We start from the raw sequence: 12,734 nt of genomic DNA, 5'->3' as shown, positions 1-12,734 counted from the left end.
GTGAAGGATTCACGAATCGGGCGATTCGCGGCCCGCTAAACCCCGGACCATTCATAGTCACCCTGAGAACGGCTCATGACCCAGGATGGGCGTACGACAGGGAGGCTATGCTAGCATACGCCCCCCGCCAATCGAGCCCTGGCCCGGTGTGCGCCGCTTCACTTCCTGCCATTTTTTTCGGGACACAGGTTTACGCAGATGAGCAAGACTTCCCTCGACAAGAGCAAGATCAAGTTCCTTCTTCTCGAAGGCGTCCACCAATCCGCCGTGGACGTCCTCAAGGCTGCCGGCTACACCAGCATCGAGTACCACACCAAGTCGCTGCCCGAAGCCGAACTCAAGGAAAAGATCGCCGATGCGCACTTCATCGGCATTCGCTCGCGCACCCAGCTGACCGAAGAGCTGTTCGACTGTGCGAAGAAACTGGTCGCCGTGGGCTGCTTCTGCATCGGCACCAACCAGGTTGATCTGGCCGCCGCTCGCGAACGCGGTATCGCGGTGTTCAACGCACCGTATTCCAACACCCGTTCCGTGGCCGAACTGGTGCTGGCCGAAGCCATTCTGCTGTTGCGTGGCATCCCCGAGAAGAACGCTTCCTGCCACCGTGGCGGCTGGATCAAGAGCGCGGCGAACTCCTTCGAGATCCGCGGCAAGAAACTGGGCATCGTCGGCTATGGCTCGATCGGCACCCAGCTGTCGGTCCTGGCCGAAGGCCTGGGCATGCAGGTGTACTTCTACGACACCGTGACCAAGCTGCCGCTGGGCAACGCCACCCAGGTCGGCAGCCTGACCGAGCTGCTGGGCATGAGCGACATCGTCACCCTGCATGTGCCCGAAACCGCCGCCACCCAGTGGATGATCGGCGAGAAGGAAATCCGTGCCATCAAGAAGGGCGGTATCCTCATCAACGCCGCGCGCGGCACCGTGGTCGAGCTCGACGCACTGGCCGAGGCGATCAAGGACAAGCACCTGATCGGCGCTGCCATCGACGTATTCCCGGTCGAGCCACGCTCCAACGACGACATCTTCGAAAGCCCGCTGCGTGGCCTGGACAACGTCATCCTGACCCCGCACATCGGTGGTTCCACCGCCGAGGCGCAGGCCAACATCGGCCTGGAAGTGGCCGAGAAACTGGTCAAGTACAGCGACAACGGTACCTCGGTGTCGTCGGTCAACTTCCCGGAAGTGGCTTTGCCCGCGCACCCTGGCAAGCACCGTCTGCTGCACATCCACGAGAACGTGCCGGGCGTGATGATGGAGATCAACAAGGTCTTCGCCGAGAACGCCATCAACATCTCCGGCCAGTTCCTGCAGACCAACGAAAAGGTCGGCTATGTGGTGATCGACGTCGACGCCGATTACTCGGACCTGGCGCAGGAAAAGCTGCAACAGGTCACCGGAACCATTCGCTGCCGCGTATTGTTCTGATAGCGGCCGGATTGCGGTGTGCCTGGCACACCGCGTCCTCTGGTTCGCGGCTGCTAGCCGCTCCTACAATCAACCCAGATCCCCTGTAGGAGCGGCTAGTAGCCGCGAACCAGGCGACGCGGTGTATCAGAACGGCTCGTTGCCCCGACGGCGGAACCAGCCGGTCAGCGACAGCCGATTGCGCTGCGCCGGCATCACTTCGTGCGGTACCTCTCCAGAAAGAAACACCACCAGCGTGCCACCGATCGGCTGCACGTCGTACGCCGTGTCGCCTTGCAGGTACATACGCAACTGACCGCCATCCTCCTCGCCCCAATCCGCATCGTTCAGGTACAGCACCGCTGACACCATGCGCCGGTCATCATCGCGAAAGCGATCCAGGTGACGCAGGTAGACGCTGCCCGGTGGGTACAGGGCGAAATGGCATTCGAAGTCTTCCAGGCCCAGAAACAGACCACGATTGAGCGCCTCGCGCAGGCTGTCCATGATCTGCATGTAAACGTCGCACGGCACGGATTCGCCCGGTTCGATCCACTGGATGCGGTCACCGCGAATGCCTTCGCGGATCTCCTGGGATGGACCGCGCCCGACGGCCGCCGGCGCCAGTTCGCCTTGGGCATGGCGGGTACGGCACTCGGCCGCCAGCGCCAGGGTCAAAGCCTGGGGCACGAAGAGCTCCTGCTGCGACCAGCCGTGCTCGGCCAGGTCGTCGACGATGCGCAGCAGCAGTGGATGATCAGAAGGTATTTGCATGCCCGGCATAGTATCCATACGCCTGCAAAACCGACAGGGGCTTGCACGAGGTCGCTGCGCAGTCGATGCATCGAGGCGCAGCGTGCATGTCACTTCTCGACAAAGCCAGGCAATGCCACGGACAATGGCCCCTTGCCGACAGGAGTCCCTATGCGCCGCGTCCTTGTGTTCTTGATGATGTTCAGTACGACGCCCGCCTGGGCCGACGACCACGACCTGCTGTACAAGGCCGCTGGCTGGCCTGAACAAAGGGCGCATTTCAGCGACGCCCTCAAGGCGGCCCAGCAGCGCTACCAGAGCAGCTTGCCACCGGCGGTTTTCCAGGCACTGGTGAGCAACAGCGACCAACGCTTCGCGGCGCAGGCCATGGACCAGCGCGCCGAAGCGCGACTGCGCCAGGGCCTGGCCGATCCCAAACCGGCCCTCGCCTTCTTCGAGTCTGCCCTGGGCCGCAAGATCGTCGCCGCCGAGCTGCTGGCCACCCGCAGTGATCAACTGGCCAAGAACGCCCAGGGCCTGCCGAAACTGCAGGTCGAGTCGACCCGCGCGCTGTTGATCGGCCATCTGGCGCAGGCACTGCCGGCGCGCCAGGCGGGCGCAGAGGTCAGCCTGGCGATCGCCGGGGTGGCCGCCGACAGCCTCAGCTCGATGATTCCAGGTCTGTTGGGGGGCGGCCAGGCTGCAGGTCTGCTCGATGGCCAGCGCGAGCGGCTGCAACAGCAGATCGCCATCGACCTGAACAATACGCTGCTGTACGTGTACCGCGAATTGTCCGATCCGGAACTGGAGGAGTTCGTCGGCTTCGCCGAGTCTGCCGCTGGCCAGGCTTATTATCAGGCGGCCCTGGATGCGGTACGGGCTGGGCTGGCGGTTGGACAGACACCGGGCAAGGCGGGAAACTGAGGGGCGCCGTTCGCGGCCGCTGACCCACCCGCAGCAATGGCCCACCCCCGTAGGAGCGGTCAGCGGCCGCGAAGCAGACGACTCGGTTATAGATTCTGTTCGAAGAAATCGAAACACTTCGCCCGAATCGCAGGCAGCTCATTGACCAGATGATGCCGGGCCCCCGCCACCTGCAACACCCGCACCTCGGCGAACTTTGCGCGCAGCACCTTGAGGTTGTGCCGCCAATCCACGGTGTCGTCATCCTCCCCCTGCACGACCACCACAGTGCGCGGGCTGCGCGGCGCGGCTTCGATGTGCTGCACCCACTGCACCAACGCCCCCACCCACGCCGTCGGCAGGCGCACGGGCTGCAGCGGGTCCGCCTGCAGGAACGGCATGAAATCCGGGTCGTTGGTATTGGCGCTGAAACGCCTGGCAATGCCGTTGACGAACGGCTTCAGCACGCGATAGCTGAGTTTGGACAAACCCCATGCGCTGGGCCGCACCAGCGGCGCCATCAGCAGCACCTGCCCCTGCGCCGCGGACTGCGCGCCCTGGTGCAGCAGATGGTCGACGATGATCGCGCCACCGGTGCTCTGCCCCAGCAGATGCCAAGGCTGCGGCAGCTGCAGGGTGCGTGCTTCGGCGAACAGGCCATCGAGCGTGGCCTGGTAATCGGCAAAGCTGTGAATGCTGGCTCGCTCGCCGCTGGACAGACCATGGCCCGGCAGGTCGCAGGAAATGACCGCGAAGCCACGCGCCAAGGCCCACTGCACGGCGTGCCGGTACAACCCCATGTGATCGTAGAAACCGTGCATGACGAAGAGCGTGGCGACAGGCCGCTCCGGCAGCCACACTTGGGCCACCAAGTCGAAGCCGGCAGCACTGAAGCGCCCCAGCCAGCTTTGTACGGGCAGGTCTAGCTGATAGAAGCGCTGGTAGGCCTGAGCCTCAGCGGACAACGGCTGTCGGGTGCCCAAGGGTGGCAGGGAATTTCGCAGGGTGTCGGGATGAAATGCAATGGGCATGGACGATTGTTCCAAGGCAATACGTGTGCTGGCAAGGGCGCTGGAGACCCAGCGCCCTGCCCTCATCACACCGACGCTGCCGGCCGCTGAGTCTTCGGCTGTTGCCAGGAGTTGGCGGCGCTTTCCTCGATGGCTTGCTGGATCGCCTTGCGACGACGCTCTTCGGCCCGACGCCCGAAATACCATACCAAGAACGTCACCAACGAAACGGCCAGCAGAATCAGGCTGGCCACCGCATTGATCTCAGGCTTCACGCCCAGGCGGACCGCCGAAAACACTTCCATCGGCAGGGTCGTGGAACCCGGCCCGGAGACGAAGCTGGCCAGCACCAGATCATCCAGCGACAGCGCGAAGGACATCATCCCGCCGGCCGCCAGCGATGGCGCGATCATGGGAATGGTGATCAGAAAGAACACCTTCCAGGGCCGCGCACCCAAGTCCATGGCCGCCTCTTCGATCGACAGGTCCAGCTCGCGCAGCCGCGATGACACCACCACCGCCACGTAGGAGGCACAAAAGGTGGTATGAGCGATCCAGATCGTGGCGATGCCACGCTCCTGCGGCCAGCCGATCACCTGGGCCATGGCCACGAACAGCAACAGCAGCGACAGACCGGTAATCACCTCGGGCATCACCAGCGGCGCCGTCACCAGGCCGCCGAACATCGTGCGCCCCTTGAAGCGACTGATGCGCGTCAGCACGAACGCCGCCATGGTCCCCAGAGCCACGGCCGTCACTGCCGTGTAGCAGGCGATTTCCAGCGAGCGCATCACCGCGCCCATCAGCTGGGAGTTGTCCAGCAGGCCGACGTACCACTGCACCGACCAGCCACCCCACACCGTCACCAGCCGCGAAGCATTGAAGGAGTAGATGACCAGGATCAGCATCGGCGCATAGATGAACACCAGACCCAGCACCAGGATCAGTTTGGAGAACCCGAAACGCTTCATGCCTTGCCCTCCAGTTCTTTGGCCTGGCTGCGATTGAACAGCACGATGGGCACGATCAGAATCGCCAGCATCAACACGGCCAATGCCGAGGCAACGGGCCAGTCACGGTTGTTGAAGAATTCCTGCCACAACACGCGGCCGATCATCAGGGTTTCCGGGCCACCCAGCAGCTCGGGAATCACGAACTCGCCGACCACCGGAATGAATACCAGCATGCAGCCGGCGATGATGCCGTTCTTCGACAGCGGCACGGTGATCTTCCAGAAACTGTTGAAGGTGCTCGAGCCCAGGTCGGAAGCAGCCTCCAGCAAGCTGTTGTCATGCTTCACCAGATTGGCGAACAGCGGCAGGATCATGAATGGCAGGTACGCATAGACCACGCCGATGTACACCGCCAGGTTGGTGTTGAGAATCTGCAGCGGCTGGTCGATCAGCCCCAGCCACATCAGGAAGGCATTGAGCAGGCCGTTGTTGCTCAGGATGCCCATCCAGGCATACACGCGGATCAGGATCGCCGTCCAGGTCGGCATCATGATCAGCAGCAGGAGCACGGTCTGCAGGTCCTTGCGTGCCTTGCTGATGGCATAGGCCATGGGATAGCCGAGCAGCAGGCAGATCAGGGTGCTGAAGAAGGCCATCTTCAACGAGCCCAGATAGGCCGAGATGTACAGATCGTCTTCGGTGAGCAGCGCGTAGTTGGCGAAATTGAGGATCAACTCGAACTTCTGTTCGGCGTAGCTCCAGATTTCGGTGTACGGCGGGATCGCCACGTCGGCTTCGGCGAAGCTGATCTTGAGCACGATGAAGAACGGCAGCATGAAGAACAGGAACAGCCACAGGAACGGTACGCCGATGACCATCTGGCGACCGTTGGGGATGATCCTCTTGAGCTTGCGTTTGATCTTGCGCAGCTTCATGAGCGCAGTACCACGCCGCTGTCGTCTTCCCACCAGACGAACACTGCGTCGTCCCAGGTCGGCCGGGCGCCACGGCGCTCGGCGTTGGCCACGAACGACTGCACCAGCTTGCCGCACGGCAACTGCACGTGGAACACCGAATGGCCGCCCAGGTAGGCGATGTCATGGACCTTGCCGCGCGACCAGTTGTGTTCGCTGTCGGGCTGCTGGGTGGTCACCAGCATCTTTTCCGGGCGAATGGCATAGGTCACGTTCTTGTCTTCGGCAGCGGTACTTACACCGTGACCGACATAGATGCTGCGCTCCAGCTCCGGGCTGCTGATCAGTGCGTAGCCTTCCATGTCCTCGACCACCTGGCCTTCGAACAGGTTGACGTTGCCGATGAACTCGCACACCAGGCGGCTGGTGGGGGTTTCGTAGATGTCGATCGGGCTGCCGATCTGCGCGATCCAGCCCAGGTGCATGATGGCGATGCGCTGGGCCATGGTCATGGCCTCTTCCTGGTCGTGGGTCACCATCACGCAGGTCACGCCGACCCGCTCGATGATTTCCACCAGTTCCAGTTGCATCTGCGAGCGCAGCTTCTTGTCCAGCGCGCCCATCGGCTCGTCGAGCAGCAACAGCTTGGGCTTTTTCGCCAGCGAGCGTGCCAGCGCAACGCGCTGACGCTGGCCACCGGACAACTGGTGCGGCTTGCGCTTGCCGTACTGGGTCATCTGCACCAGCTTGAGCATTTCCGCCACGCGTGCGTCGATTTCGGCCGCCGGCAGTTTGTCCTGCTTGAGCCCGAAGGCGATGTTCTGCGCCACGGTCATGTGCGGAAACAATGCATAGGACTGGAACATCATATTGATCGGCCGCTCGTAGGGCGGCATATCGGTGATGTCCACACCGTCGAGGAAAATACGCCCCTCGGTCGGCCGTTCGAAGCCAGCCAGCATGCGCAGCAGGGTGGACTTGCCGGAACCGGACCCGCCCAGCAAGGCGAAGATCTCACCCTGGTTGATTTCCAGCGACACGTCGTCCACGGCCACCGTTTCGTCGAATTTCTTCGTTACCTTTTCGATCCGGACCAGCACCTTTTTCGGTTGCTGGCTGCCTTCGAGGGCTTTTTTGTAGGCGCTGGAGGCAACAGCCATTCACGAAACTCCCAAACTTGAGTGGGGGCGGCTCTGGATCGGGCCGCCCCGAGTATTTATTTGCCCGACTTGACCTTGGTCCAGCTGCGGGTCATCAAACGCTGCACCTTGGGCGGCAGCTCGACGTTGACGTAGAGCTTGTCCTGGATGGCCTGCGGCGGGTAGACCGCCTCGTCGTTGCGCACATCCTGATCCATCAGCTCGCCGGACTTGAGATTGGGGTTGGCATAGCCGACATAGTCGCTCACCTTGGCAATCACTTCAGGCTTCAACAGGTAGTCGATGAACGCCAGGCCCTGCTTGGCATCCGGCGCATCGGCGGGGATGGCGAGCATGTCGAACCACAGGTTGCCGCCTTCCTTGGGAATCGAGTAGGCCAGCTTGATGCCCTTGCCGGCTTCCTCAGCCCGTGCCTTGGCCTGGAATATGTCGCCGGAATAACCCACGGCCACACAGATGTTGCCATTGGCCAGGTCGCTGATGTACTTGGAGGAATGGAAGTAGGTCACGTACGGACGGACCTTGAGCAGCTTGGCCTCGGCTTGCTTGTAGAGCTTCTCGTCGGTGGTGTTGGGGTCCAGGCCCATGTAGTTGAGCACGGCCGGGAACATCTCGTCGGGCGAGTCGAGGAAGGCGACGCCGCACTTGGACAGTTTCTTGATGTTTTCGGGCTCGAACACCATGGCCCAGGAGTCGATCTTGTCGACGCCCAGCACAGCCTTGATCTTTTCCACGTTGTAACCGATGCCGTTGGTACCCCACAGATAGGGGACGGCGTACTGGTTACCCGGATCGTTCTTTTCCAGGCGCTTGAGCAGCACCGGATCGAGGTTGGAATAGTTGGTCAGCTGGGCCTTGTCCAGTTTCTGGAACGCCCCGGCCTTGATCTGTTTGCCCAGGAAGTGGTTGGACGGCACCACCACGTCGTAGCCGGTATGGCCGGCCAGCAACTTGCCCTCCAGGGTTTCATTGGAGTCGAAGACGTCATAGATCGGCTTGATCCCGGTGGCGGCTTCGAAATCCGCCAGGGTGCTCTCGCCGATGTAGTCGGACCAGTTGTAGATGTGTACGGTGCCTGCCGCTTGAGCATTGAGCGCCAGGGTCAGACCCGCACCGATCAGCATGGCCTTGCGAAACAAAGAGTGTGACAAGTGGAGGTCCTCTCAAGCGTTTGTTCTATAAGACAAACCGGCGCGCAACTTACAGCCCATGCGCGCGCGCCGCAATTGCTGATTCACCTGGCCCGAGCTCGCGGTGCGCCATTCGCGGCCACGGGCCGCTCCTACGGGGTATGTGTGGGAGCGGTCATCGGCCGCGAAAGGCGCATCGCAATACCAGCCCGGCTTACTTGCCCGACTTAATCTTGGTCCAGCTGCGCGTCATGATGCGCTGCGTCGCCGCCGGCAGGTCGGCAATGGCATACAGCTTGGCCTGCACATCGGCCGGCGGGTAGATGCCCGGATCGCCGCTGATGGCTTTATCCACCAATGCTGTTGCAGCCTGGTTACCGTTGGGGAACTGCACGCTGTTGGTGATCTCGGCCATGACTTCCGGTTTCATCAGGAAGGTCATGAACTTGTAGGCGCCTTCGACGTTCTCGGCATCCTTGGGGATGGCGACCATGTCGAAGAAGCTGCCAGCGCCTTCCTTGGGAATGTTGTAGCTGACCTTGACCTTGCCACCCGCTTCTTCGGCGCGCGACTTGGCCTGGTAGATGTCACCCGAATACCCCACGGCCACGCAGATATTGCCGTTGGCCAGGTCGGAGATGTACTTGGAGGAATGGAAGTAACCGATCGATGGACGCACCTTGAGGAACAGCGCCTCGGCCTCGGCAAGCTGCTTCTTGTCCTGCGAGTCCGTCGGGTAGCCCAGGTAATGCAGGGCGATCGGCAGCATCTCGGTGGGCGAATCAAGGAAGCTGATGCCGCACGACTTCAGCTTGGCCGCGTTTTCCGGCTTGAACAGCAGGTCCCAGCTGTTGGTCGGTGCATCGGCGCCCAGCGCAGCCTTGACCTTGTCGGCGTTGAAGCCGATGCCGATCGAGCCCCACATGTACGGGAAGGCATGCTTGTTGTCCGGGTCGCTCACCGACACCGCCTTGAGCAGCGATTCGTTGAGGTTTTTCCAGTTCGGCAGTTTCGAGCGGTCCAGTTCCTGGTACACACCAGCCTTGATCTGCTTGGCCAGGAAGTTGTTGGAAGGCACGACGATATCGTAGCCGGACTTGCCGGCCAGCAGTTTGGCTTCCAGGGTTTCGTTGCTGTCGAATACGTCGTAGACGACCTTGATCCCCGACTCCGCCTCGAATTGCTTGATCGTGTCCGGCGCGATGTAGTCCGACCAGTTGTACACGTGCAGAACCTTGTCGTCTGCCTGCGCAGCACTGGCCATCGCCCCCATCAGGGCCACGGCGAGGAGGGTCTTGCCAAATATCTTCATGCGTTGTGCTCCTAAATGTTCTTGGTCTTAACCTGATGCCAATATTGATCGAGTGCCGTGTTTTGATGATCCGTAGGAGCGGTCATTGGCCGCGAAGAAACCACTGCGGTATCAGTCGAGACCGCGTCGCAGCTTTCGCGGCCGGTGACCGCTCCTACGGAACGCCGTCGCATTTTGCGTACCGATGCTCCCGACGGGAGCAAGCCTAGCATCTAGCCCCCGAGTGCTTCGAGTGTCAGGTCCAGGCAAAGCCGTGCCTTGCTCACCAGCTCGTCGATCTCGGCGTGGCTGATGACCAGCGGCGGTGCAATGATCATGGTGTCACCGACGGCCCGCATGATCAGCCCGTTGTCGAAGCAGAACTGCCGACAGATCATACCGGCGCCCCGCCCTTCGTGACGGCTGCGAGTCGCCTTGTCCTTGACCAGCTCGATGGCGCCGAGCATGCCCAGGCCACGGACCTCACCCACCAGCGGATGGTCCTGCAGTTCGCGCAGACGCTTTTGCAAATACGGTGCCGCATCGGTTCGGACCGTGTCGACGATGTGCTCGTCGCGCAGGATACGCAGGTTTTCCAGCGCCACTGCCGCCGCGACCGGATGCCCGGAATAGGTGAAGCCGTGGTTGAAGTCGCCACCCTGGTTGATCACCTGCACCACCTCATCGCGCACGATGACGCCGCCCATGGGGATGTAGCCGCTGGTGAGGCCCTTGGCGATGGTCATCAGGTCGGGCGCCAGATCATAGTAGTCGCTGCCGAACCAGTGGCCGGTACGGCCGAAGCCACAGATGACTTCATCGGCCACGAACAGGATGTCGTAGCGCGCCAGCACTTCCTTGACCTTCGGCCAGTAAGTCTCGGGCGGAATGATCACACCGCCGGCGCCCTGGATCGGCTCGGCGATGAACGCCGCGACGTTGTCTTCGCCCACTTCCAGGATCTTCTGTTCCAACTGCTCGGCGGCCCAGATGCCGAACTCGTCCGGGGTCATGTCACCACCCTCGCCGAACCAGTACGGCTGGGCGATGTGCACGATGCCCGGGATCGGCAGATCGCCCTGCTCGTGCATGCCCGCCATGCCGCCCAGGCTGGCGCCGGCCACGGTGGAGCCGTGGTAGCCATTGATGCGGCTGATGATCACCTTTTTCTCGGGCTTGCCCTTGAGCGCCCAGTAATGGCGCACCAGGCGCAGCACGGTGTCGTTGCCCTCGGAACCGGAGCCGGTGAAGAACACATGGTTCATGCCCTCGGGCGCCAGGTCGGCGATGGCCTTGGCCAGCTCGAGAGCGGGCGGGTGGGCGGTCTGGAAGAACAGGTTGTAGTACGGCAGTTCGCGCATCTGCTTGCTGGCTGCCTGCACCAGCTCCTCGCGACCGTAGCCGATCGCCACGCACCACAGGCCGGCCATGCCGTCGAGGATCTTGTGCCCTTCGCTGTCCCACAGGTACACGCCGTCGGCCTTGGTGATGATCCGCGGACCCTTCTGCGCCAGCTGCGTGTAGTCGCTGAACGGCGCCAGGTGGTGGGCGCTGCTCAAGTCTTGCCAATGCTGGGTCTGGGGGTTGTTGTTGCTCATCTGTCGCTCCTTTTTCTCACACCGCGAACAGCAGGAACTCACGTTCCCACGAGCTGATCACGCGTTTGAAGTTTTCGTGTTCGGCGCGCTTGACCGCAACATAGCCAACGACGAATTTCTTGCCCAGGTACTTCTCCACCGTCTTGCAGTTTTCCATGCGCTCCAGCGCATCCTCGATGGTCAACGGCAGCCGCAGGTTGCGCCGCTCGTAGCCGCGTCCCTGCACCGGCGCACTCGGGTTCAGGCCCTCGACCATGCCGATATAGCCGCACAACAGGCTGGCGGCGATGGCCAGGTACGGGTTGGCATCGGCGCCCGGCAAGCGGTTCTCGACCCGCCGGTTCTGCGGCGTGGCGTCGGGCACGCGCAGGCCAACGGTGCGGTTTTCCTCGCCCCACTCGACGTTGACCGGCGCCGAAGTGTCGGGCAGGAAACGACGGAACGAATTGACGTTGGGCGCGAACAGCGGCAGCAGTTCGGGAATGAATTTCTGCAGGCCGCCGACGTGGTGCAGGAACAGCTGGCTCATCGAGCCGTCTTCGTTGGCGAAGATGTTCTTGCCGGTGGCCGAATCGACGATGCTCTGGTGCAGGTGCATGGCACTGCCCGGCTCGCCCGTCATCGGCTTGGCCATGAAGGTGGCGGCGACGTTGTGCTTGAGCGCGGCCTCGCGCATGGTGCGTTTGAACACCAGGATCTGGTCGGCCAGGTGCAGGGCATTGCCGTGCCGGAAGTTGATTTCCATCTGCGCCGTGCCGTCTTCGTGGATCAGGGTGTCGAGGTCCAGGTTCTGCGCCTCGCACCAGTCGTAGACGTCTTCGAACAACGGATCGAACTCGTTCGCCGCTTCGATGGAAAACGATTGCCGACCGGTTTCCGGGCGTCCCGAGCGGCCGATCGGCGGCTGCAGCGGGAAGTCCGGGTCTTCGCAGCGCTTGGTCAGGTAGAACTCCATCTCCGGCGCCACGATCGGCTGCCAGCCTCGGTCCGCATACAGCTTCAAGACCTTCTTGAGCACGTTGCGCGGCGACAGCTCGATAGGGTTGCCCTGCTTGTCGTACGTGTCGTGGATGACCTGCGCCGTGGGCTCTATGGCCCAGGGAACGAGAAACACCGCGTTCTCATCGGGGCGGCAGATCATGTCGATGTCGGCAGGGTCGAGCAACTCGTAGTAGATGTCGTCTTCTACATAGTCGCCAGTCACGGTTTGCAATAGAACACTTTCCGGCAAGCGCATGCCTTTTTCGGCGATGAACTTGTTGGTCGGGGAAATCTTGCCGCGGGTGATCCCGGTGAGGTCGGCGATAAGGCATTCGACTTCGGTGATCTTGTGATCTTTCAACCAATCGGTGAGCTGGTCGAGGTTGGGACTCATAAATACCTCAGGAGGCCATTGACCTGGCTCGCGGCGAGCCGGGCACGAGTTGACGCGTGGGCGTCGTTGGGAAAGCGGTCAAGCGAGGGCTGCACACTGCCCACCCGGCCTCTCGATACCCGGCCGGAACGTGAAGCTCAGGGTAGCGGTTTCGGGGCTCAGGCAGTACAGGAGGGACAAAAAAACAGAGACGCAACGCCGTGGGCTGTCAATTATTCTGGTCGCCGGCAACCGGTGGCT

Annotated in this window: 11 protein-coding genes; 2 read left to right on the top strand and 9 right to left on the bottom strand. The window is 62.1% G+C overall.

Annotated elements, in window-relative coordinates; all coding sequences use genetic code 11:
* The first annotated feature begins 198 nt into the window (after nt 1-198).
* Nucleotides 199-1,428 carry a phosphoglycerate dehydrogenase gene (gene serA, locus H7993_RS13900; RefSeq protein WP_185794720.1) on the top strand — a complete coding sequence of 410 codons (1,230 nt, stop codon included), beginning with the start codon at nt 199-201 and terminating at the stop codon, nt 1,426-1,428.
* A gap of 126 nt (nt 1,429-1,554) precedes the next feature.
* On the opposite strand, the gene H7993_RS13895 is transcribed toward serA, so the two are convergent.
* On the bottom strand, nt 1,555-2,190 hold the full coding sequence (locus H7993_RS13895; protein WP_185794719.1) for a 2OG-Fe(II) oxygenase: 636 nt from the start codon (nt 2,188-2,190) through the stop codon (nt 1,555-1,557).
* Nucleotides 2,191-2,331: 141 nt separating this feature from the next.
* On the opposite strand from H7993_RS13895, the gene H7993_RS13890 reads away from it, so the two are divergent.
* Nucleotides 2,332-3,084, top strand: coding sequence for a DUF2059 domain-containing protein (locus tag H7993_RS13890; RefSeq protein ID WP_185794718.1), 753 nt, complete (start codon nt 2,332-2,334; stop codon nt 3,082-3,084).
* 86 nt (nt 3,085-3,170) lie between these two features.
* On the opposite strand, the gene bipL is transcribed toward H7993_RS13890, so the two are convergent.
* The 8 genes from bipL to H7993_RS13850 form a co-directional block, all read right to left on the bottom strand.
* Nucleotides 3,171-4,094: a phospholipase BipL gene (gene bipL, locus H7993_RS13885; RefSeq protein WP_185794717.1), complete on the bottom strand. Its 924-nt coding sequence runs from the start codon at nt 4,092-4,094 to the stop codon at nt 3,171-3,173.
* A 65-nt stretch (nt 4,095-4,159) separates the two neighbouring features.
* A complete protein-coding gene (locus tag H7993_RS13880; protein WP_122479867.1) occupies nt 4,160-5,044 on the bottom strand; it encodes an ABC transporter permease subunit in 885 nt (294 codons plus the stop codon).
* Entirely contained in the window at nt 5,041-5,922 is an 882-nt protein-coding gene (locus H7993_RS13875; protein ID WP_185794802.1) for an ABC transporter permease subunit, read from the bottom strand. The genes H7993_RS13880 and H7993_RS13875 overlap by 4 nt, the downstream gene beginning before the upstream one ends.
* Nucleotides 5,923-5,957: 35 nt before the next feature.
* On the bottom strand, nt 5,958-7,100 hold the full coding sequence (gene potA / locus H7993_RS13870; RefSeq protein ID WP_185794716.1) for a polyamine ABC transporter ATP-binding protein: 1,143 nt from the start codon (nt 7,098-7,100) through the stop codon (nt 5,958-5,960).
* A 56-nt stretch (nt 7,101-7,156) separates the two neighbouring features.
* Nucleotides 7,157-8,251 carry a polyamine ABC transporter substrate-binding protein gene (locus tag H7993_RS13865; protein ID WP_122479870.1) on the bottom strand — a complete coding sequence of 365 codons (1,095 nt, stop codon included), beginning with the start codon at nt 8,249-8,251 and terminating at the stop codon, nt 7,157-7,159.
* 193 nt (nt 8,252-8,444) lie between these two features.
* Nucleotides 8,445-9,542: a polyamine ABC transporter substrate-binding protein gene (locus H7993_RS13860; RefSeq protein ID WP_122479871.1), complete on the bottom strand. Its 1,098-nt coding sequence runs from the start codon at nt 9,540-9,542 to the stop codon at nt 8,445-8,447.
* A gap of 212 nt (nt 9,543-9,754) precedes the next feature.
* On the bottom strand, nt 9,755-11,119 hold the full coding sequence (locus tag H7993_RS13855; protein ID WP_185794715.1) for an aspartate aminotransferase family protein: 1,365 nt from the start codon (nt 11,117-11,119) through the stop codon (nt 9,755-9,757).
* Nucleotides 11,120-11,135: 16 nt separating this feature from the next.
* The gene (locus tag H7993_RS13850) at nt 11,136-12,494 is read right to left on the bottom strand and encodes a glutamine synthetase family protein (RefSeq protein ID WP_122479873.1); all 1,359 of its coding nucleotides are present in this window, start codon (nt 12,492-12,494) and stop codon (nt 11,136-11,138) included.
* Between the last annotated feature and the right edge of the window lie 240 nt (nt 12,495-12,734).

The sequence above is a fragment of the Pseudomonas baltica genome (genome assembly GCF_014235765.1).
GTDB classification, from domain to species: domain Bacteria; phylum Pseudomonadota; class Gammaproteobacteria; order Pseudomonadales; family Pseudomonadaceae; genus Aquipseudomonas; species Aquipseudomonas baltica.
Note: the sequence above shows the minus strand (reverse complement) of the source record. Positions and strands in the feature narration are given on the sequence as shown.